The following is a 21,073-nucleotide window of genomic DNA, read 5'->3' as shown; positions in this document are numbered from 1 at the left end:
CATGACAGCAGCCAATCAGAGCAAGCCGTGCATCGTGATGGTCGACGCCTACGCCGCGGTCCGCTCCCTCGTTCTGGAATTCGTGCGACAGGGATGCTCCGTCGTCCGCGTGCAGAGCACGCGGGAGGTGCCGTTCGTCTACCGCGCGGCGCCCCACGTCCCGGACGACTTCGTCGCCGACATCGTCCACGAAGGAGACACGGCGGCCACGGCCGACGCCGTCGCGGCGTTCTCCCCGCTCGCGGTGATCTCGGGCGGCGAGCTGGGGGTGGAGCTGGCGGACCTGCTCGCGCAGCGCCTCGGCCTGCCCGGCAACGGGACCGCCCTCAGCGCCGCCCGGCGCGACAAGCACCTCATGGTGGAGGCCGTGCGCGCCGCCGGGCTCCGCGCGGCCCGTCAACTGCGGGCCGCCGACGCGGACGAGCTGGCCGCCTGGCACCGGGCGCTGGGCGGCCGCGTCGTCCTCAAGCCGCCGCGCAGCGCCGGCGGCCAGGGGGTCTCCTTCTGCGACACCCCGCAGGAGTCCGTCGCCGCGTTCCGCTCCCTCGCCCCCGCCGACGACGTCTTCTCCCAGCCCAACAGGGGCGCCGTGGCGCAGGAGTACCTTCCCGGCGCCGAGTACATGGTGAACACCGTCAGCCGCGACGGCCGCCACCACCTGTGCGACGTGTGGCGCACCGCCCGGGTCAGCGCCAACGGCGTCGTCGACCTCTGCGACGCCCTCCTGCTGATCGACTCCGCGGAGCGGGTCGTGGAGCCCCTTCGCCAGTACGCCTTCGGGGTCCTGGACGCCCTCGGCGTCCGGCACGGCCCGGCGCACGTGGAGATCAGGATGACCCCCGCCGGGCCGTGCCTGGTGGAGGCCGGCGCCCGGATGGCGGGCGGCGGCATCCCGGCCGCCGCCGGCCTGGGCATCGGCGAGTCGCAGGTGGAGCGGACCGTCGAGGCGTACCTGCGCCCCGAGCGGTTCCACGCCCGCGCCGGGACCCCCTACCGGGTGCGGAGGTTCTGCGCCATCGCCGGCATGGTCTCCCCGGTGCAGGGCGTGCTCAGCGAGTACCGGGGCATCGAGGAGATCGAGGCGCTGGAGAGCTTCCACGCCCTGGCGACCCCGGTGAAGCCCGGCCAGGAGATCCGCCGCACGGTCGACGACCTCACCTACCCGGTCGTCGTGACGCTGCTGCACGAGCTCGAAGAGGTCGTGCAGCGCGACCTCAACACGATCCGCCACCTCGACGGCGCCGCGTTCTACGCCCTCGACCGCGGGAGCGCCCCTCAGTCCTGAGCCGCGCCGTTCGACTGAGGATCCGCCGCGGTCGAACGTCGTGCGGGAACCGCCGCCGGCCCCCGCCGCGCCCAGGACGGGCGCGGGACCTCGTAGACGAAGCTGACGGCGGTGCGGGGCTCCGCCGCCGTCGTGTTGGGCGCCGAGCGGTGCACCGTCAGCCCGTCGAACACGACGGCCGAACCCGGCTCCAGGGGCACGGCGACCGGCGCGGCCGCACGGGGCAGGTCCGCGTCCGCGATGTGCGGCTCGACCGCCCTCAGCCGCGGCGCCTCGCCCGGCAGCCGCTCACGGTCCCCGCGGTGCGGGAACAGCCCGTGCAGGTGGGAGCCGGGGAGGAACTCCAGGCAGCCGTTGCGCGCGGTGGCCGGCTCCAGCGCGATCCAGACCGTCACGATGCCGTGCTCCTCGGCGTCGAAGCCGGGCGGCGCGAAGGCGAGGTCCTGGTGCCAGGGCTTGGCCGAGCCCACGACGGGCGGCTTGGCCCACAAGAACGCGTTGACCAGCTCCCCCGGGCCGCCCGCGCACCGGGCGACCGGCCCCTGGGCCAGGCCCAGCGCGCGCTGCACGGCGTCGAACTCCGGGACGCGCTCGTGGACGCGGTCGGCCGAGCGGAGCACCCCCTTCAGGGCGCCGGCCCCCTGCTGCCAGGCCGCCCACCCGCCCACCCCGGGCGCCTCCAGGACGAACTCCCCGCCGGAGACGACGCGGTCCGCGGCGAGCTCCTCGATCCGGGCCGCCGCGCGCCGCAGCCGGGCGAGCGCGTCGCCGGCCGCGAGCCCCGGCAGCCGTGCGAACCCGTTCTCCCGCAGGTCGCGGGAAGCGGTGTCAACCATTCTTTCCTCCCTCTTCGAACGTCCATTTCCGCTGAACTCGCCCGCAGGTTATCGAAGAATGCGCTTTCCCCGTTCACCGTTGCGGCGACCGGCCGGGCCTGCGTTAGTGTGTGAGCCGTGAGGCCGGCAGGCCGCACGAATACCGACCCCGATCCCGCACCCCGGAAGGGAGTGAACGACATGAGCGACCGTGACTTCATCGAGACCCGCGACGCCAAGCAGGAGTGCTCCAAGTGGTAATCCGCTGAGCCGCGAATTAGCCGCCCGTACGGAATGCATTCCGTACGGGCGGCTCGTCGTCCGAGAGAGGTAGAGATGGTAGGCAATCAGGTTTCAGAGGTCATCGACCTTCCCGCTGACCTGCTGGCGATCGACGACTCCACCGACGCCCGCTACTGGGCGTCGGTGCAGCGCGTCCTCGACCTGGCCGAGGACAAGGGCCGCCCCGCCGACGGGATACCCCTGCTGGCGAGCCTGACGGCCGCCCACCCCGAGTGGCCGGTGCGCGCCGGCGCGGCGCGGCTGCTGGCCGCGCACCACGCGGGCGACCCCGCCGCCGACGCCGCCGTGGCCGCCGCGACGCACGACACGGTCGACTGGGTCGCGTTCACCGCGCTCAAGGTCATCACCGAGCACCGGATCGCCGCCGCCGTCCCCGACCTCATCCGCATCTCCGGCTGGCCCAGCAACTTCACCCGCCCCGACTGGGCGCGCAAGCCCGTCGGCTGCGGCGCCGCGCTCACCAAGCGCGCCCTGATCGCCGTCTTCGGCACCCGCGACCCGGCCGAACTGCGCCGCCTGGAGGACGAGTACTTCACGGACATGCGGGCCCGGGTCGACGCCGCCCGCACGCGCCCCCGCCGCCACGACGACGTCGTCCACGTGCCGGCCGGCCCGGCGATCATCGGCGCGGACGAGCAGCCCGACGCGTTCCGCATGGCGCAGGACGACGCCGCGCTGCGCGCCGTGGACGTGCCCGCCTTCCTCATCGACCGCACCGCCGTGACCAACGCCCGCTACCGCGAGTTCCTCCACGAGGCGGGCGACTCCGGCGAGTTCGACCACCCCGACCAGCCGCTGGGAGGATCGCACCGCCCCGCGCACTGGCACGACCCGCGCTTCAACGCGCCCGAACTCCCCGTCGTGGGCGTCGACTGGTACGACGCCTTCGCCTTCGCGAAATGGGCCGGCGGCGCGCTGCCCAGCGAGGTGCAGTGGGAGAAGGCCGCCCGCGGCACGGACGGGCGCCGCTTCCCCTGGGGCGAGGACTGGGACCCCGACCGGGTCAACTACGTCGAGCGGTCCTTCGGCCAGGCCGTCGCCGACCTCGACTCCCTCGAAGCGCTCCTGGTCACCGTCGAGCAGGGGGAGAGCCCCGCCCGCCCGGTGCTGGCGGCCGACGCCCTCCCGCAGGGCGCCAGCCCCTACGGCGCCCTGCAGATGTCGGGCAACGTCTGGGAGCTGACCCGGACCAACTTCTACACCGGCGAGGACATGGACCCCTTCTTCCGGGGACGCCACCCGCTGGACTTCATGAACCGCAAGGAGGCCTTCCACGTGCTGCGCGGCGGCACCTTCACCTCGCCGCCCGCCTGCCTGACCACGTTCTACCGCGGCAAGGACCTGATCACCGACCGCCACATGGAGGTCGGCTTCCGCTGCGTGTACGAAGGGGCCGACCGATGCGCCTGACCTCGCTGGGCCACGCCGCCGTCCTCGTCGAGACGGGCACGGAGCGGATCCTCTTCGACCCCTGGCTCACCCAGCGCCTGGACCGCTTCTGGGAGCACCACCCGCCGCTGCCGGACGACCTGGTCCGCGCGGTGCTCGACGACGGCGTCGACTACGTGGTCCTCAGCCACCACCACTACGACCACCACCACTTCCCCTCCCTGCTCCGCCTCGTCGACGGCGCCGACGTGGACTTCGACGACAGCCCGCGCCAGAGCTCCGAGGTCGCCTGCCTCTACCCCGCCGGACCGGTGCCGCCGACGCTGACCGCCTCCGGACTGGGGCACCAGGCGATCTCCTGGACGCTGCGCCGCTTCGGCTTCGAGCGCCTGCGCCCCCTCACCCCGGGCGACACGCTCACCACCCCGGGCGGCACGATCCTGCGGACGTTCCCCTCGGCCGTGTCGTTCCCCGAGATGAGCGTGCTGATCCAGAGCGCCGACGCGACCGTCATGCTGTGCGGCGACGCGCTCCTGCACGAGGACACCGTCGCGGCCTTCGCGCGCGAGGACGCGCCGCGCGTCGACGCCCTGTTCGTCCCCGCGCACAGCGTCTCCCCGCCCGGCGTGCTCACCGAGCGCCGCCCGCTGAGCGACGCCGACGCGGTCCGCGCCCGCGCCGTGGCGACCTTCGACCGGTACGTCGCCTCGATCCCCGCGACCGTCACCGTGCCCTCCTCGTTCGGCTGGCGCATCAGCGGCGACGGCGCGCGCGACTACTCCTGGTGCAACAAGACGATGTTCCCCTTCACCCCCGTCCAGGCCCTGCGCCGCCTGGAGGAGCTGGGACGCGACGGCCTGCTCTGGGGCCCCGGCCAGACGATGGAGGCGGCGCACGGCAAGGCCGCCCTGACCGACGGGCCGGTCCCGCCCGGCGCCTACGACTTCGACGAGGTCTACTCCGAGATCACGCTCGACCCGGCCGCGCCCGTGCCGCCGTTCGACGCCTCCCTGGACCGCTACGGCCGCCAGACCCGCGCCGCCCAGGACATGCTCCGCGAGCTGCTGGACCGGCTCGTGGCCACCGACTACTGGTACCGGGCGCTGGACGACGGCGCCGGACGGCACGTCGTGTCGCTGCACGAGGACGACGGCGCCGAGACCGCCTTCCTGCTCGACCCGGTCGCCGACCGGGTGACCGCGCTCGGCCCCGGCCCGGCCCGCAGCCACGTCACCGGCGCGGAGGGCTGGACCGAGACGGCGGCGAGCACGCTGGAGGCCCTGCTCGGCGCCGACCTCCTGATCGGCAGCTCCTACGGCCTGTGGGTCAGCGACGGCGTGCTGCTCTCCGCCGTCTTCCACCACCCGTCCTTCTACACGCGCCACGTGGAGCGCGCGCTGCGGGAGGCGAGCCAGGCGTGAACGGCCCGGTCGTGCTCGACCACGAGAGCGCCTGCCTGCGCGGCAACCCGCCCGGCGACCCCTGCCGGCGCCGCATCGAGGTGCACCTGCCCCCCGGCTACGACGGCGTCCGGCGGTTCCCGGCCGTGTACTGGCTGCCCGGGTTCGGCGCCCACCCCAGCCTCGCCGGCAAGGCGCTCGCCTTCGGCGCGTCCGTCGCCGACCGGCTCCGCCGGGCGATGAGCGAGGGCCGCGTGCCGCCCGCGCTGCTCGTCGTGCCCGACTGCACGACCGCCTACGGCGGCTCGCAGTACATCGACTCCGCCGCCTGCGGCTCCTACGCCGGCTACCTGGCCGAGGTCGTCGCCGAGACCGACCGGCGGTTTCCGACCCTGCCCGAGCCGCGGTGGCGCGCCGTGGGGGGCAAGTCCAGCGGCGGCTACGGCGCGCTCGTCGCGGGCATGACCTCCGAGCTGTTCGGGGCGGTGATCGCCTGCTCGCCCGACGCCGGGTTCGAGCACAGCTACCTGCCGCTGCTGCCCCGCGCGCTCGACGCCGTCCGGGAGGCCGGCGGCGTCCAGGCGCTGCTGGCCCGCCGCGACAGCGGCCCCCTCGACGCCCCCTTCATGGTCGCGATGAGCATCGTCGCGATGGGCGTGTGCTACGCCGACGACCCCCGCACCACCGCGGCGGACGCGCTGCCGTGCGACCCCGCCACGGGCCTGTTCCGCGACGAGGTGTGGCAGCGCTGGCTCGCCCACGACCCGGTGCGGATGCTCCCCGCGCACGCCGGCCGGCTCGCCGCACTGGGCCTGCTGCACCTCAGCGTCGGCCGCCGCGACGAGTACGGCATGCACTGGGGCGCCCGCGCGCTGCACGCGGCCCTCGACGCGCACCGCGTCCCCCACCTCTACCGCGAGCACGAGGGCGGCCACCAGGGCATCGAGCACGTCTACACCGAGGCTCTGGCGCAGCTCTGGAAGGTGTGGCGGGAACCGGAGGGCGACGCATGTGCGGCATAGCGGGCTTCATCAGCTTCGAGGGACGGCGCGATCCGGGCTGGCTGGACGCGCTCGGGCGGACCATGACCGACGCCATGGCGCACCGCGGCGAGGCGGCCCGCGCCCCCTACGTCTCGCCCTGCGGCGCCGTCATGCTGTGCGCGACGCGGCTGGCCGTGCGCGACCGCAGCCACGCCGGCGACCAGCCGATGACCGACCCCAGCGGCCGGATCGTGCTGGTGCACAACGGCGAGGTCTACGGCTCCCGCGCGCCCGCGCCGCCGCTGTGGCCGCGCCGCACCGCCTGCGACACCGAGTTCGCGCTCCAGCAGGTCTGCCGCGAGTCCGACCCAGCCGCCGCGCTGGCGCCGCTGGACGGCATGTTCGCGCTCGCCTGGCACGACACCTGGAGCGGACGCGTGGTGCTGGCCCGCGACCACTTCGGCGTCAAGCCGCTGTTCTACGCCTTCGCCGACGGCGGCCTGCTGTTCGCCTCCGAGCAGGGGGTGCTGCTGCGCACCGGCCTGATCTCCCCCGAGGTGGACCGGGAGGAGTACCTGCTGCGCTCCTGGATCCGGATGGACGCCGCCGACGACCGCACCTGGCTGCGCGGCGTCCAGGCCCTGCCGCCCGCCCAGTGCCTCGTCGTGGACCGGCCCCGCACGAGCAGACGGCGCTACTGGCATCCCGCGGCGGTGGACGACCCGGTCGGGCCCGAGGAGATCAGAGCCGCCTTCGACCGGGCGGTCCGCCAGCGGTCGGTGTCCGACGTCCCCCGGGCCGCGGTGCTCAGCGGCGGCGTCGACAGCACGGCGATCGTCGCCGGCCTGACCGCCCTGGGACTGCCCGTCGACGGATACGTGATGCGCTACCAGGACGGCGTCGGCGGCTCGGGCGACGACGTCGCGCACGCCACGGAGGCCGCCCAGCGGCTGGGCGTGCCGCTGACCGTCCTCGACCTCGACCGCGACGCCGCCGCCGACCTGCTGCCCGTCCTGCCCACCCGGCTGATGCGGCCGCTGCTGCACGGCGCCGAACTGGCCATGCACCGCCTCTACCGGGCCATCGCCGCCGACGGGAAGGTCGTCGTCTACTCGGGACACGGCGCCGACGAGCTGTGGGGCTACCAGGCCGGCCGGTACTTCCCCGTCGTCGACCCCTACGCGCCCACGTTCATCCACGGCCGCCACTACCTCACCCACCGCCTCCACGCCGACGAGCGCCCGGTCTGGGCCCGGCTCGTGGAGTGGATGGCCCGCGAGCTGGACGTCCCCATGACGACGGTGACCGACATGGTGTGGGAGCGCACCATGGCCGAGTACCGGGCGCTCAAGACGGCGTCCCCCCTCAAACGCGGCAGGCACCACCTGATGCGGCGCTTCCTGGTCTACGTCAACGACATGGTGGACGCCACGTCGTCGACCTTCACCCTGGAGGACCGGCCGGTCTTCCAGGACGTCGCCCTCGCCGAGCTCGCCTTCCGCTGCCCCGAGCACCTGAAGGACGCCAACGAGCCCGGCACCCACAAGGGACTGCTGAAGGCCGCGCTCGCCGACCTGCTGCCCGAATCGGTGCGCCGCCGCCCCAAACAGGGCTTCCCCACCCCCTCCGACCCCGCCTACGTCCGCCGGCTGACCGACCTGGCCGACGGGCTCGGCGCCCCCTTCGGGCTGCCCCCGCTGCCCGCCGCGCTCCGCGCCGAGCTGGGCGTCGGCGAATGGATGTTCCTGGCCTCAAGCTCCGCCTGGCTCGACCACCTCGCGGAGCTCCGAACCGACCACCCGAGGAGTCGCGGTGAGCAGTCCCCTCCCCCCCTGGCGCTGGCGCGTCCTGGACAGCGCGGCCGCCCTTGACCCGGCGCCGCCGGCCCTCGCCGAGGAACGCGCCCAGGAATGGTGCAACTTCGTGCTGTGGCGCCCGGCCGCGCTCCCCGAGGGCTGCCGCACCAGCACCGGCACGCTCCGGCGCGAGGCGCCCCCCGGACGCGTCCCGGCCGAGGGCCGCAGCCCGTGGAGCGACGCCAACCCCAGCGGCTACCGCACCGAGATCTCCGGCGGCGGACGGCGGCTGCGGCTGAAGCAGTTCCTGTACGACTGGGCGTTCCCCGCCGCGGACCATCCCTGCCTGTGGGGCAGCGCGACCCGGCCGCACGAGATCGGCGAGGGCAGGGTCGTCTGGCTCGGGACCGACTACCTGGGCCACCGGGCCGCCAGCGCCCGCATGGCGCGCACCACCGTCGAACTCTCGGTGCTGGAGGGAGAGTTCGCCGACGACGAGCTCGTCGCCCTCTTCGCCGCGCTGCGCCCGGCCGTGCCGCAGGCGCTGCCCAGGGTGCTGGCCACCCCCTTCGCCGAGCTGAGCTACTGGGCCCGCCGGCCGGCCGAGACGGTGTCGGTGCCCACCGGCGTCTTCTCCTTCCACCGGCGCGGACGCGCGCACGAGGGCGACTGGGTCCCCACCGGGGAGCTGACCGCCTTCCTCGCCGCACAGGGGGCGCCGGCGTCGGTCGGCGACTACCGCGCCGACAGCGCCGCGACGTTCGGCGACGGCGCCGCGGTCCGCGAGCTGGACGTCGTCTACGCCTCCGCGTCCGGCGGCGAACTGCGCCTGACGGCGCAGCGCACCGGAGGCGGCCGCCTGGAGTTCCCGCCGAAAAGGGACCAGCACCCCGCCGTCGAGGAGGTCCTCGACCTCGACGGCCGCCCGCTGCACCTGGGCTACGCGGACGCCGAGTTCGGCGCCTGCGACGCCTGGTGGCAGCACCCCGACGGCTACGAGCTCAGACTGCTGGGCAGCGCGGGCGCGGGCCTGGGCCGGGACGCCTTCCTCGCCCTGGTCGCCCAGGCCGACGCCGCGCTGCGGCTGGGCGGCCGCGCCGGGACGCTGGGATGACCGCGCCGGGGCGCCCGGTCCTCGACCCCGCCACCGGACGGGCCTTCGCCCACCTGCCGGACACCTCCGGGCCCGGCGTCGCCGACGCCGTGGCACGGGCGGCGTCGGCCTACCGCGACGGCTGGGCCGACACCTCCCCGGCCCACCGCTCCGGCCGCCTGCGCGAGCTCGCCGCCCTGCTGCGCGAGGACCGCGACGCGCTCGCCGCCCTGGAGCGGCGCAACGCCGGCAAGCCCGGCGCCCGCGCCCTGGGAGAGGTCGACTTCGCCGCCCAGGTCGTCGACTGGTTCGCCGCGGCCGCCCGGTACCCGGTGGGCGAGACCCATCCGGCCGGCCCCGGCATGCGCACGTACACCGACCGCGTCCCGGTCGGGGTGTGCGCGGCCATCGCCCCGAACAACTACCCGCTCCTGCTGGCCGTCTGGAAGATCGCCGCGGCGCTCGCGTACGGCAACACCGTCGTCGTCAAACCGGCGCCCGAGACGCCGCTGTCGACCCGGCGGCTGGTCGAGCGCGCCGCCGACGTGCTCCCCCCCGGCGTGCTCACCGCCGTCTACGGCGGCGCCGGCGCCGGCCGGCTGCTGTGCGAGCACCCGGCCGTCGGCATGGTCTCCTTCACCGGCTCCACGGCGGCAGGCCGCGAGGTCGCCCGCCGCTGCGCCGACGGCCTCAAGCCCGTCTCCCTGGAGCTGGGCGGCAAGAGCCCCGTCGTCGTCTTCCGCGACGCGGACCTGGAGGAGGCCGCCCGCGCGGTCGTCACCGGCTTCACCGGCAACACCGGCCAGGTGTGCGTGGCCGGGACGCGCCTGGTCGTCGACCGGGCCGTGCACGCCGAGTTCGTCGCCCGCGTGGCCGAACTGGCCGCCGCCCTCCGCGTCGGCCCGCCCGAGGACCCGGCCACCGACCTCGGACCGCTGATCAGCCGGGCGGCCGTCGACCGCGCGGCCGAGGCGGTCCAGGAGGCGGAGAACCGCGGGGCGAAGGCCCTCCTGCCGCCGGGCCGGTCCGGGATCCGCCGGGAGATCGGCGGCGGCTTCTTCGTCGACCCGGTCGTCCTGGACGGCCCGCCCCCCGACAGCCGCGCCTGGCGCGAGGAGCTCTTCGCCCCCGTGCTGTCCGTGGCGGCGTTCGACACCGACGCCCAGGCCCTCTCCCTCGCCCAGGACACCGCCTACGGCCTGTCGGCGTCCGTGTGGACCTGCGACGCCCACCGCGCCGAGCGCTTCAGCCGGGCCCTGCGCGCGGGCATGGTGTGGGTCAACACCTGGGGAAACACCGAGGAGACGGTCAGCGTCTCGGGTCTGGGCCAGTCCGGATACGGCCGCGAGCTGGGCATCCACGCGGTGGAGGGCTACACCAGGCCCCGCGCCGTCTGGGTGGCCCACCGGACGCGGGGGTAGGCCGAGATGGCTTACACCGGCCTCCCCCCGCTCGACTTCCGCAGCGACACCCGCACCGTGCCCGACGCGCGGATGCGCGCGGCGATGGCCGCGGCCGAGGTCGGGGACGACGTGTACGGCGACGACCCCACGGTCGCGCTCCTGGAGGCGCGGGCGGCCGAGCTGCTCGGCGCCGAGGCCGCGCTGCTCACGCCCACCGCCACCATGGCCAACCTGCTCGCCCCGCTCGCCGCGGCCGCCTCCCCGGGGCCGCGGGCGCCGCGGCTGGTCGTCGGCGAGGACACCCACATGGCCTTCCTCGAAGCGGACGGCCTGCGCCGCTTCGCCGGAGTCGAGCCGCTGCCGGTGGCGCAGCGCCCCGACGGCCTGCCCGACCTCGACGCCGTCGACGCGCTGCTCGCCGCCGGGGACGGCCGGCCGGCCGTGGTGTGCCTGGAGAACACGAGCATGCTGCGCGCGGGCAACGCCCTGGACGCCGCGGCGACCCGCGCCCTGGCCGACCTGGCCCACCGGCACGGCGCCCACGTCCACCTCGACGGCGCCCGGCTCGCGAACGCGGCCGTGGCCCTCGGGGTCCGCCCCGCGGAGCTGGCGGCGCCCGCCGACAGCGTCGCCTTCTCGGTCTCCAAGGGGCTCGGCGCGCCGGTCGGCGCGCTGCTGTGCGGGACGCGCGCCTACGTCGCGCGCGCCCGCGCGCTGCGGACCGCGCTGGGCGGCTCCCTGCACCAGGCGGGCGTCGTCGCCGCGCCCGCCCTCGTCGCCCTGGAGCGCCTGCCCGACCTGGCGGCCGACCACGCCGCGGCCGCCGCGCTCGCCGCCGGCCTCGCCGCGGTCCCCGGCGCCGAGCTGATGCGCCCGCCGCGGCCCACCAACATGGTCATGGCCCGCCTTGCGGGGCTGACCCCGCAGGAATGCGCCGGCCGCCTGGCCGTTCACGGGGTGCGCGTGCTGCCCCTGCCCAACGGCTTCGTGCGTTTCGCCGTGCACCGGGCGCACGACATGATCGGCGTCCGTGCGGCCGTCAGGGCGCTGGCGGCGGTCGCCGCCGACGCGCCGGCGGCCCGTGCGACGACAGGAGGAGACCTCCCCGGACGGGGGCTCTCCACGACATGGACGGAGGAAGCATGACGGCTGTGCCACCGCGGGGGCTGCGCGAGCGGCTGGAGGACACCCGCAGGAGACTGGAGGACGACGTCGATCTCTGGGTCTCCTCGGCGGGCGGCTCCGGCGGCCCCTACCTCGTCCCGCTCTCGTTCCTCTGGGACGGGACCGCCCTCCTCGTCTCCACCCCCCGCGCCTCCGTCACCGGCCGCAACCTGCTGGCGGACGGCCGGGTGCGCGTCGGCCTCGGCCCCACGCGCGACGTCGTGATCGTCGACGGCGCCGCGGAGCCGGTGGACGTCGCCGACCTCGGCGAGGAGAGGGCAGACGCCTTCGCGGCCAAGACCGGGTTCGACCCGCGCGCACTCGACCAGCCCTACCAGTACTTCCGCATCCGGCCCCGGCGCGTCCAGGCCTGGCGGGAGGCCGACGAGCTGGCCGGACGCACGCTGATGAGCGACGGCGTCTGGCTCGGCTGAGCGCCCGCGCGCAAGCCGGCCGGCCGCCCGCGCGGCCGGCCGGCGGCCTCTTGGGAGTCCAGCCGTCCTTGACCGCGGTTGCGGCCGCCGTCGTCAGGCTGTGCGGGAGAAGCCATCTGAATCCTGGAAGGGCGAACATGACGTCAATCGAGGTTCCCGTCCTGATCGTGGGCGGCGGCGGGTGTGGCCTGTCCGCCTCCGTCTTCCTCTCCGACCAGGGCGTCGAGCACCTGCTGGTGGAACGGCACGCGGACACGTCGAGGGTGCCGAAGGCGCACTACCTCAACCAGCGCACCATGGAGATCTTCCGCCAGCACGGGATCCGCGACGACGTCCTCGCGCAGGCGGCGCCGCTGGAGAAGTTCGGCAAGGTGCGCTGGGCGACCACGTTCGCCGGCGACGGGCCGCTGGACGCCCGCCAGATCCACGAGATGGACGCCTTCGGCGGCGGCGGGTTGACGGAGCGCTACGCGGCCGCCGGACCCGAACTGCCCTCGAAGCTGCCGCAGATGTGGCTGGAGCCGATCCTTCGCCGGCACGCGGAGCAGCGCAACCCGGGGCGGATCCTCTTCGGCCACGAGGTGACCGACTTCCGCGACGAGGGTGACCACGTCGCCGCCGAGGTGCGCGACCTTCGCACCGGCGAGACCCTCACGGTCAGGGCGCGCTACCTCCTGGGCGCCGACGGCGGCCGCTTCGTCGGCTCCCAGGTCGGCATCCAGATGCAGGGCCCGCCCAGCGGCGTCAACACCACGACCGTCTACTTCTCCGCGGACCTCTCGCAGTGGTGGGAGGAGGGCACGCTCATCACCCACTACCTCAGCCCCGAGGACCCCGACCTCTCGGTCAACCTCATCGAGATGGGCCCGAGCTGGGGCAAGGACTGCGAGCAGTGGGGCCTGCACATGGCCCCCGGCCCGGCCGGCCGCTGGGACGATGAGACGGTCGTCCCCCGCATCCGCGAAGTGCTGAAGGTCCCGGACCTGGACGTGACCGTGCACAAGGTCACGGACTGGATCGTGAACGCGGTCCTCGCCGACAAGTACCGGGTCGGCCGGGTGCTGATCGCCGGCGACGCCGCGCACAAGCAGCCGCCCGCCGTGGGCCTCGGCCTCAACACCGGCGTCCAGGACGCGCACAACCTCGCCTGGAAGCTGGCCGCGGTGCTCAACGGCAGCGCGCCCGACAGCCTGATCGACACCTACGAGGCCGAGCGCCGGCCCGTCGGCCGGGAGAACGTCGACTGGGCGCTCTCCGCCGCCCAGCACCACCAGGCGGTCATCGACGCCGTCGGCGGCGGCCACAACATCCCGGCGGGCCGCCGCGGCCAGCGTCTGGCGGCGTACTTCGACCCCTCCCCGCTCGGCGACACCGTGCGCGCGCGGGCCCTGGAGCTGTTCCACACCCACCGCGGCGGCTGCCAGTCCTTCGACATGGAGATCGGCTTCGCCTACGAGGAGGGCGCGGTCGTCCCCGACGGCGCCGAGCGCCCGGCCCGCGTCCCCATGCGCGACGAGCACACGCCGACGTCGCGCCCCGGCCACCGGCTGCCGCACGCCTGGATCGCCCGGGACGGCGAGCGCCTGTCCACCCTCGACCTCACCGGCAGGACCGGCTTCACGCTGATCACCGGCCCGGAGGGGACCGCGTGGTGCGAGGCGGCCGCGCGCGTGGCGCAGAAGTTCTCCGTCCCGGTCGACGCGGTCCGCATCGGCGAGGGCGCCGAGTACGCCGACCCGGACGGCGGATGGGAGGCGGTCCGGCAGATCACCGGCGCCGGCGCGCTCCTGATCCGCCCCGACCAGCACGTGGCCTGGCGCAGCGCCGGCGCCGACGAGGACGCGGAGCAGACCCTGACGGAGGTCTTCGCCGCGATCCTCGACCGCTGACCCGGCCGGACACCCGGCCGCTGACCCGGCCGCTGACCCGGCCGGACACCCGGCCAGAAGCCCGGTCAGAGCCCGGCCGGAGACCCGGTCAGAGCCCGGCCAGAGACCCGGTCTCTGGCCGGGTCTTCCGGTTCCGCGACGGGCGTCCGCCGTCTCCGCGACGGGCGGCCGCCGGCTCGGCGACGACGGCCGCCGGCTCCGCGGCCGGCGGCCGGCACGAGGAGAGGCGGGAGGGGCGAACGGGCGGGGAGAGGCGGAACGGGCGGGAGGAGAACGAGAGGGGGCCGTGCCCGATCGGGCACGGCCCCCTCATCGTCCCGCCGGGACCGCCCCGGGGGATCGGGCTCAGACTCCGGCCGCGACCGGGGAGGCGGCGGCCTTCTTCACGAAGGGGAGGATCTGGTCGACGGCCCTGCGCGAGGTCATCATGCAGACGCCGACGCCCACGCCGTCATACGCCGCGCCGCACACCGCCAGTCCGGGCTGGGTCGCCACGGCCTCGCGGATCTGCCGCACCCGGTCCACGTGGCCGACGGTGTACTGCGGCAGGGCGCTCTCCCAGCGGCTCACGCGGGACGCCACCGGGACGCCGGTCACGCCGGTGGCCTCGGCCAGCTCGGCCGCCGCCAGCGCGACCAGGTCGGCGTCCTCGCGCTGGAGCAGGCGCTCCTCGCCGAACCGTCCGAGCGAGCAGCGCACGATCTCCACCTCGCCCGCCAGGTGCGGCCACTTCACCGTGGCGAACGTGACCTCCTTGACGGCCTTGCCCTCCTGCGCCGGCACCCGGTAGGCGGCGTAGCCGCGGCCCGACAGCCCGCCGGGGAACGCCGACTTGGGGTAGGCGAGCGTCACCACGGCCACGCTGGAGTACGGCACCTCGGCGAGCGCCGAGACGGCGGAGGCCGTGCCCGCGACCTGGGAGAGCAGGCTGCCCGTCGGGCCGGCCGGGGCGGCGAGGACGACCGCGTCGGCCTCGATGACCTCCGCGTCGGCGCCCGACCCGACGGTCACCCGCCAGCCGTCGCCGCTGCGCGTCAGCTCCCGGACCTGGGCCCCGGTGCGCAGCGCCGTGTCCGGCGCGGCGTCCCGCACCTGCTGGACGATCGCCGCGGGCAGCGTGCCGAAGCCGCCCTCGAGGGTGGCGACGCTGATGGGCGGGGGCTTCTCGCCCTCCCGCAGGCGCGGCACCAGCGAGCCGGCCGCGTCCGCGAGCGAGACGTGGTCGCGGGACGCCCGCGCCAGCGGGGTCAGGGTGGCCTCGAAGGACAGGTCCGCGGCCCGCCCGGCGAACACGCCGGCCAGGAACGGCTCGACGAGGCGGTCCACGACCTCCTGGCCGAACCGGCCGCCGACGAAGGAGGCGACCGAGACGTCTCCCTCCAGGTCGAACGAGGGCAGCACGAGGTCCTGCTGCGCCCGCTCCAGGCCCTCGGCGGAGAGCACTGCGGACCGGGCGAGGTCGTCCATGTCGCAGGGCACGCCCATGAACTGACGGTCGGGCTGGCGCCGGATCGCGCCCCCGGTCCAGATCGCCGACGCGGTGACCGGGCCCGCCGACACGATCTGCTCGCCGAGCCCCGCCTCCTTGATCAGGCCGGTGGTCTTCCTGCGGTTGGCGTACAGCGACTCGGCGCCCTCGTCGACCGCGACCCCCGCCACGTCGGAGACCAGCAGCTTTCCGCCCAGCCGGGACGAGCCCTCCAGGAGCGTCACGCGCACCGGCTCGTTCCGCAGGTGGAACGCCGCCGCCAGTCCCGAGATGCCGCCCCCGACGATGACCACGTGGGGCTTGCCGCCCGCCTGAGCCTGTTCGCTCCCAGTCATTCCACCAGCTCCTTCATCGTTACGGTGCAGTCAGGACCCGCACGGGCGACGACGGTCGGCGCCGGAACAGGCGTGGGCAGTCTGGCCGGGCCGCCCGGAACCCGGCTGGAGGGCGCCTAGAAGACGGGCGCCGCTCGCGCGGCGGCGCGCCGGTCCGCCGTTCGACCGCGGACTTTCGGCGCTCGAACAGGGATTTCCGGCGGCGCCGCGGAAGGCGCCCAGGCGTTTGCGTTTCGTGTCGTGAACGTATTAATTCATTCCTCGGAAACCGGGCGCACCGCGTTCCGCTCGCCGCCTCCCCGCATCCGGCGAAGCGGCGTTTCCGGGGGCCGGCGGCGCCCCGGACCTCACGAAAGGAAAAGACGTGCCGGTCGAGAAGATCGCGCTCATCACGGGCGCCAACAAGGGCATCGGATTCGCCGTCGCGCGGCAACTGGGCGAGCAGGGGATCACCGTCGTCGTCGGCGCCCGGGACGAGGCGCTCGGCAAGCAGGCCGCCGACGCGCTCGCGGACGACGGCGTCACGGCCGTGCCGCTCCGGCTCGACGTGAGGGACCCGGCCTCCGCGCAGGAGGCCGCCCGCGAGATCGAGCGCCTGTTCGGGGGCCTGGACATCCTGGTGAACAACGCCGGTGTGGCGGGCGCCTTCACCGGGGCGCCCAGCGAGGCGACCGCCGCCGACCTGCGGGAGGTCTACGAGACCAACGTGTTCGGCGTGGTCACCGTGACCCACGCGATGCTGCCGATGCTGCGCCGCTCCCCGGCCGGCCGCATCGTCAACCTCTCCAGCCACGTCGGCTCGCTGACCCTGGGCTCGGCCCCGGACGGCCCTCTGGCGGGCGTCAGCATGATCGCCTACCAGTCCTCGAAGACCGCCCTGAACGCGGTGACGCTCGCGTACGCCAAGGAGCTGCGGGAGACCCCGGTCAAGGTCAACGCCGCGCTCCCCGGCGTGGTGGCGACCGACATCAACCGCCGTCGCGGGGGCCGGTCGCCCGCCGAGGGCGCGGCGATCGCCGTCCGGCTCGCCACGCTGGACGCGTCCGGCCCCTCGGGCCGGCTGCTGGCGGACGAGGGGCCCGTCCCGTGGTAGCGCGCGCCGCCGCCGGCCCGCGAGGAGCCGCGGCGGTCCGCGGCCTGCACACCCGATAGCCGGGCCGGGCGAGGCCCGGCGGGCACACGACATGGAGGCAGACAGTGGCGGTTGCAGAGACGATCCTGGTGACGGGCGGCACCGGCCGGCAGGGCGGGGCGGTCGCCCGCGACCTGCTGCGGCGCGGCTTCGCCGTGCGCGCCCTGGTCCGCGACCCGGGCAAGGAGCAGGCGCGGGCGCTTCAGGAGGCGGGCGCGGTCCTCGTCCGCGGCGACATGGACGACGAGGCGTCGCTGGCGGCGGCGACGGACGGCGTGCACGGCGTGTTCAGCGTGCAGACCTTCCGGGGGCCGGGCGGCGTCGAGGCCGAGATCCGCCAGGGCAGGGCGGTGGCCGACGCCGCGGCGCGGGCCGGGGTGAAGCACTTCGTCTACAGCTCGGTCGGCGGCGCGGACCGCGACACCCGCGTCCCGCACTTCGAGAGCAAGCTGGCGGGCGAGCGGCACCTTGCCGCGCTCGGCATGCCGACCACGGTGCTGCGGCCGGCGATGTTCTACGACGTCCTCCTCGACATCGCCCCGCGCCCGGCGCAGGGCGGCCTCGTCCTGGCCATGTGGCTCGACCCCCGCACCCCGGTGCAGGTCATCGCGACGAGCGACATCGGCGCGTTCGCCGCGGACGCCTTCGAGAACCCGCGGGAGTGGATCGGCCGGACGGTCGACATCGCCGGCGAGGAGCTGACCGGGCCGCAGATGGCCGCGGCGTTCGAGGCCGCCTCCGCCATCCCGACCCGCTTCAGGCGACTGCCCATCGAGCCGCTGCGCGCCGGCCGCCCCGACCTCGCCAACATGTTCGACTGGTTCGAGCGCGAGGGCTTCCAGGCCGACCTGGCCGAGCTGCGCAGGAGCAGGCCCGGCCTGCTCTCCCTGGAGGCGTGGCTGAAGGACAACTGGACCCCCCCGGCGGTCGCGGCCGCCTGACGCCGGCGCCGGCGTCGGCGTCGGCGTCAGGCGGGCGCCGGGACTCAGGCGAAGACCGGGTCCCGGGTCCGGGTGCGCTTGAGCTCGAAGAACCCGTCGGTCCCGGCCACCGCGAGCACGCCGTCCCACAGCTTCACCGCGGCCTCCCCGCGCGGCGCGGGCGTCACCACCGGGCCGAAGAAGGCCACGTCCCCCACGGCGATGACGGGGGTGCCCACATCGGCGCCGACGCGGTCGATGCCCTCGCGGTGCGAAGCGCGCACCGCGGCGTCGAACGCGTCGGACCCGGCCGCCTCGGCCAGGGCGGGATCGAGGCCCGCGGCGGCCAGGGCCGCCGCGTAGGTGGCCCGCTCCTTGGGCGCCTTCTCCAGGTGGAACCGTGCGCCCAGCTCGGTGTAGAGCCGGTGCAGCGCCCCGGGCCCGTGCGCGCGCTCGGCGGCGGCGCAGACCCGCACCGGCTCCATCCGCAGGGCCAGGTCCCGGTGCCAGCGCTCGTCCAGGCCGGCGCGGTCCTCGTTGAGCACCGTCAGGCTCATGATGCGCCAGCGGATCTCCAGGGGCCGCCGCTGCGCGACCTCCAGGACCCACCGGGACGTCATCCACGCCCAGGGGCAGGTCGGGTCGAACCAGAAGTCCACCGGGGTCGAGATGTCGTGCGCCAACGTCGGCCTCCTTCAGGGCGACTGCGGGGTCGCGGTCGGCACAGCCTGACAAGCGGGGTCGGATTCCCGGTCGAGCGTCAGTAGAGGTGGGCTCCGTTCAAACACGAGAATTCCCGGCCGAAACATTCCCGTCGGCGATCTGAGAAAATCGGCCGGTGGCGGCGGAGAGAAACGCCGCCCGTCGTCCGGCCCGTCGTCTGGAATCCGCGAGAAAGACAATCCGAGGGGAAAGTGATGTCCGCATCGGCCGAGGTCCGCGACCAGTCGGATTCCTACGCGCTGCTCGAATTGATCCAGGGCGCCGTCATCACCCAGGCGATCTCCGTCGCGGCCAGGCTCGGCATCGCCGACGCGCTCGCCGCCGCGCCGCTGTCCGCCCAGGACATCGCCCTGCGGGTCGAGGCCGACGCGCGGGCGGTCCACCGGATCCTGCGCGCGCTGTCGGGCCACGGGGTCTTCGCCGTCCGCGCGGACGGCCGGTGGGAGAACACGGCGCTGTCCGACAAGCTCCGCGAGGACGCGCAGGACTCGATGCGGAAGTTCGCCCTGCTGATGAGCCACCCCCTGCTGCACGAGGAGTGGGGCCACCTGCTCGCCTCCGTGCGCACCGGCGAGGCCAACCTGCCCAAGCTGCGCGGCATGAGCACGCTGGACTTCTTCCACGCCAACCCCGCCTACGCCGCCGCGTTCTTCCAGGCGTTCGGCAAGGTCTCGGAGTCGGAGACCGACCCGGTCCTGGCCGCCTACGACTTCTCCCGCTTCCGCACCGTCGTGGACGTCATCGGCGGCCGCGGCCACCTCCTGGCGGGGGTCCTGCGCCAGGCGCCGCACGCCAGGGGCGTGCTGTACGACTTCGAGATCGCGACCGCGGACTCCGCCTCGCTCTTCGAGGAGGCCGGCGTCGCGGACCGCTGCACCGTCCGACACGGCAGCTACCTCGGCGAGCTGCCCAAGGGCGCCGACGCGTACCTGTTCAAGCGGATCATCCACAACTTCTCCGAGGAGGACGCCCTGACCGCCCTGCGCAACGCGCGCGAGGCGATCGCCCCCGACGGCAGGCTGCTCTGCATCGAGTACCTGCTTCCCGAGGGCAACGAGCGCCACATCGGCCACACCGTCGACCTCTGGCTGATGCTGATGATCGGCTCCCAGGACCGCACGCTCGCGCAGTACGCCGAGCTGTTCGCCAGGGCGGGCTTCGAGATCGCCAGGGCGATCCCCACCACGTCGCCGATCTCGATCATCGAGGCCATCCCCGTCTGACGGCCCGCCCGACGGCCCGCTCCGGCGGCCCACCTTCCCGCGCACCCCTCTCACCACAGGAGAACTCCCGATGGCTCCACGGATGGACAACCCCTCCCTGGCCGTTCCCGGCGCCCTGCAGCCCCTGCTCGACCTGTCCGCGGCCATCGGCGAGGCCGGCGTGCCGCAGTCGACCCTCGACCTCGTCCGGCTGCGCGTCAGCCAGATCAACGGCCGCGTCTACGTCCTCCCGGCCGAGCCCGCGGACAAGCGCCTGCCCCTGGTGGCCCAGTGGCGCTCCGAGGCCTCCTTCGCCGACGCCGAGCGCGCCGCGCTGGAGCTGGCCGAGGCCGTCACCCTGACGACCGGCGCGCAGTCCAGGGCGTCGGACGAGGTCTGGGCGCACGCCGGCGCGCACTACACCGACGTGCAGCTCGGCGCCCTGGTCATGCACATCAGCCTGGTCAACTTCTGGAACCGGGTGAACCTCACCACCGACCAGGACGACGCGGCCTGGCGCTGAGACGGGAAGGGCGCATCACCGTGCTGAAGCTCATCAACGCCGGCCTGGGCAGGACCGGCACGACATCGCTCCAGGCGGCCCTGGAACGGCTGGGCCTGGGCCCCTGCTTCCACATGTTCGACGTCGTCGACGACGACCGGCGCCTCGCGCAGTGGGAGCGGGTCGTCCGCGACGGCGAGCGCCCCGACTGGGCCGCGCTGTACGACGGCTACGCCAGCGCGGTGGACGGCCCCTCCACCGTCTACTACCGCCAGCTCAGCCAGGCGTTCCCCGACGCCAAGGTGATCCTCACGGTGCGCGACGCCGAGGACTGGTACAGGAGCACGTACGACACGCTCTACCAGTTCGCGCTGCGGACCCTGGCGCACCCGCCCGAGCCGGGCTCCCGCCAGGCCCGGCTGTTCGGCGTCGTCGACGCCCTGGTCTGGGACGGCCTCTTCGGCGGCCGGTTCTCGGACAAGGACCACGCCATCGAGGTCTACCACCGGCACACCGAGGACGTCGTGCGCGCCCTCGGCGCGGAGAACGTCCTCGTCTACGACGTGCGGGAGGGCTGGGAGCCGCTGTGCGCGTTCCTCGGAGTCGAGGCGCCCGCCGAGGAGTTCCCGCGCGCCAACGACTCCGCCTCCATGCACCGGCGGATAGCCCAGGCCGCCGGCGCCGGCCCGGTCTCCGCCGGCTGAGCGCGACCCGGACGGCGGCCCGCGTCCCTCGGGACGCGGGCTCCCGGGCTGGGGCCCTCCGGCGCGCCCGAAGGCCGGACCCGGGGCCTGATCCACAGGAGCCGTACCGTTG

Annotated in this window: 19 protein-coding genes; 16 read left to right on the top strand and 3 right to left on the bottom strand. The window is 74.9% G+C overall.

The window, feature by feature from the left end:
* The first annotated feature begins 1 nt into the window (after window position 1).
* Window positions 2-1,285 (top strand): ATP-grasp domain-containing protein, encoded by a 1,284-nt coding sequence (locus ABZ861_RS29550; protein ID WP_361636444.1) that lies wholly within the window; start codon window positions 2-4, stop codon window positions 1,283-1,285.
* Here ABZ861_RS29550 and ABZ861_RS29545 read toward each other — a convergent pair.
* Window positions 1,276-2,121, bottom strand: a complete 846-nt coding sequence (locus ABZ861_RS29545; protein WP_361636441.1) for a phytanoyl-CoA dioxygenase family protein — start codon at window positions 2,119-2,121, stop codon at window positions 1,276-1,278. The genes ABZ861_RS29550 and ABZ861_RS29545 overlap by 10 nt on opposite strands.
* Window positions 2,122-2,238: 117 nt before the next feature.
* Between ABZ861_RS29545 and ABZ861_RS29540 the strand changes: the two genes are divergently transcribed.
* The 10 genes from ABZ861_RS29540 (at window position 2,239) to ABZ861_RS29495 (ending at window position 13,954) form a co-directional block, all read left to right on the top strand.
* The gene (locus ABZ861_RS29540) at window positions 2,239-2,361 is read left to right on the top strand and encodes a hypothetical protein (protein WP_361636438.1); all 123 of its coding nucleotides are present in this window, start codon (window positions 2,239-2,241) and stop codon (window positions 2,359-2,361) included.
* Window positions 2,362-2,436: 75 nt separating this feature from the next.
* Window positions 2,437-3,813 (top strand): SUMF1/EgtB/PvdO family nonheme iron enzyme, encoded by a 1,377-nt coding sequence (locus ABZ861_RS29535; protein ID WP_361636436.1) that lies wholly within the window; start codon window positions 2,437-2,439, stop codon window positions 3,811-3,813.
* The gene (locus tag ABZ861_RS29530; RefSeq protein ID WP_361636433.1) at window positions 3,804-5,213 is read left to right on the top strand and encodes an MBL fold metallo-hydrolase; all 1,410 of its coding nucleotides are present in this window, start codon (window positions 3,804-3,806) and stop codon (window positions 5,211-5,213) included. Before ABZ861_RS29535 ends, ABZ861_RS29530 begins: the two co-directional genes overlap by 10 nt.
* Entirely contained in the window at window positions 5,210-6,214 is a 1,005-nt protein-coding gene (locus ABZ861_RS29525; RefSeq protein ID WP_361636431.1) for an alpha/beta hydrolase-fold protein, read from the top strand. Before ABZ861_RS29530 ends, ABZ861_RS29525 begins: the two co-directional genes overlap by 4 nt.
* Window positions 6,202-8,046: an asparagine synthetase B gene (locus ABZ861_RS29520; RefSeq protein ID WP_361636429.1), complete on the top strand. Its 1,845-nt coding sequence runs from the start codon at window positions 6,202-6,204 to the stop codon at window positions 8,044-8,046. Before ABZ861_RS29525 ends, ABZ861_RS29520 begins: the two co-directional genes overlap by 13 nt.
* Window positions 7,988-9,085, top strand: a complete 1,098-nt coding sequence (locus tag ABZ861_RS29515) for a hypothetical protein (RefSeq protein WP_361636426.1) — start codon at window positions 7,988-7,990, stop codon at window positions 9,083-9,085. Before ABZ861_RS29520 ends, ABZ861_RS29515 begins: the two co-directional genes overlap by 59 nt.
* Window positions 9,082-10,485 carry an aldehyde dehydrogenase family protein gene (locus ABZ861_RS29510; RefSeq protein WP_361636423.1) on the top strand — a complete coding sequence of 468 codons (1,404 nt, stop codon included), beginning with the start codon at window positions 9,082-9,084 and terminating at the stop codon, window positions 10,483-10,485. The genes ABZ861_RS29515 and ABZ861_RS29510 overlap by 4 nt, the downstream gene beginning before the upstream one ends.
* A gap of 6 nt (window positions 10,486-10,491) precedes the next feature.
* On the top strand, window positions 10,492-11,613 hold the full coding sequence (locus tag ABZ861_RS29505) for a GntG family PLP-dependent aldolase (RefSeq protein WP_361636420.1): 1,122 nt from the start codon (window positions 10,492-10,494) through the stop codon (window positions 11,611-11,613).
* Window positions 11,610-12,065, top strand: a complete 456-nt coding sequence (locus ABZ861_RS29500; protein WP_361636417.1) for a pyridoxamine 5'-phosphate oxidase family protein — start codon at window positions 11,610-11,612, stop codon at window positions 12,063-12,065. The genes ABZ861_RS29505 and ABZ861_RS29500 overlap by 4 nt, the downstream gene beginning before the upstream one ends.
* Window positions 12,066-12,202: 137 nt before the next feature.
* Entirely contained in the window at window positions 12,203-13,954 is a 1,752-nt protein-coding gene (locus ABZ861_RS29495; RefSeq protein ID WP_361636414.1) for an FAD-dependent monooxygenase, read from the top strand.
* A 345-nt stretch (window positions 13,955-14,299) separates the two neighbouring features.
* On the opposite strand, the gene hemG is transcribed toward ABZ861_RS29495, so the two are convergent.
* Window positions 14,300-15,778, bottom strand: coding sequence for a protoporphyrinogen oxidase (hemG, locus tag ABZ861_RS29490; RefSeq protein ID WP_361636411.1), 1,479 nt, complete (start codon window positions 15,776-15,778; stop codon window positions 14,300-14,302).
* Between the two features lie 364 nt (window positions 15,779-16,142).
* Between hemG and ABZ861_RS29485 the strand changes: the two genes are divergently transcribed.
* Together ABZ861_RS29485 and ABZ861_RS29480 are read left to right on the top strand one after the other, a co-directional pair.
* Window positions 16,143-16,871: an SDR family oxidoreductase gene (locus tag ABZ861_RS29485; protein WP_361636408.1), complete on the top strand. Its 729-nt coding sequence runs from the start codon at window positions 16,143-16,145 to the stop codon at window positions 16,869-16,871.
* Window positions 16,872-16,975: 104 nt separating this feature from the next.
* On the top strand, window positions 16,976-17,851 hold the full coding sequence (locus ABZ861_RS29480; protein ID WP_361636406.1) for an NmrA/HSCARG family protein: 876 nt from the start codon (window positions 16,976-16,978) through the stop codon (window positions 17,849-17,851).
* Window positions 17,852-17,895: 44 nt separating this feature from the next.
* Here the strand turns inward: ABZ861_RS29480 and ABZ861_RS29475 are convergent, their stop codons facing one another.
* Window positions 17,896-18,513: a DsbA family protein gene (locus ABZ861_RS29475; protein WP_361636403.1), complete on the bottom strand. Its 618-nt coding sequence runs from the start codon at window positions 18,511-18,513 to the stop codon at window positions 17,896-17,898.
* Window positions 18,514-18,747: 234 nt separating this feature from the next.
* On the opposite strand from ABZ861_RS29475, the gene ABZ861_RS29470 reads away from it, so the two are divergent.
* The 3 genes from ABZ861_RS29470 to ABZ861_RS29460 all read left to right on the top strand — a co-directional run bounded on the left by ABZ861_RS29470 (window position 18,748) and on the right by ABZ861_RS29460 (window position 20,961).
* Complete coding sequence (locus ABZ861_RS29470) at window positions 18,748-19,776, top strand: methyltransferase (protein ID WP_361636400.1); 1,029 nt, start codon at window positions 18,748-18,750, stop codon at window positions 19,774-19,776.
* Window positions 19,777-19,846: 70 nt separating this feature from the next.
* Window positions 19,847-20,278 carry a carboxymuconolactone decarboxylase family protein gene (locus tag ABZ861_RS29465; protein WP_361636397.1) on the top strand — a complete coding sequence of 144 codons (432 nt, stop codon included), beginning with the start codon at window positions 19,847-19,849 and terminating at the stop codon, window positions 20,276-20,278.
* Window positions 20,279-20,298: 20 nt separating this feature from the next.
* On the top strand, window positions 20,299-20,961 hold the full coding sequence (locus ABZ861_RS29460) for a sulfotransferase family protein (RefSeq protein ID WP_361636394.1): 663 nt from the start codon (window positions 20,299-20,301) through the stop codon (window positions 20,959-20,961).
* The last annotated feature ends 112 nt before the right edge of the window (window positions 20,962-21,073 follow it).

This window comes from Streptomyces sp. NPDC046985, assembly GCF_040644415.1.
In the GTDB taxonomy this organism is placed as follows: Bacteria; Actinomycetota; Actinomycetes; order Streptomycetales; family Streptomycetaceae; genus Streptomyces.
The sequence above is the reverse complement of the archived record's forward strand: the minus strand, read 5'-3'. Positions and strand labels throughout refer to the sequence as shown.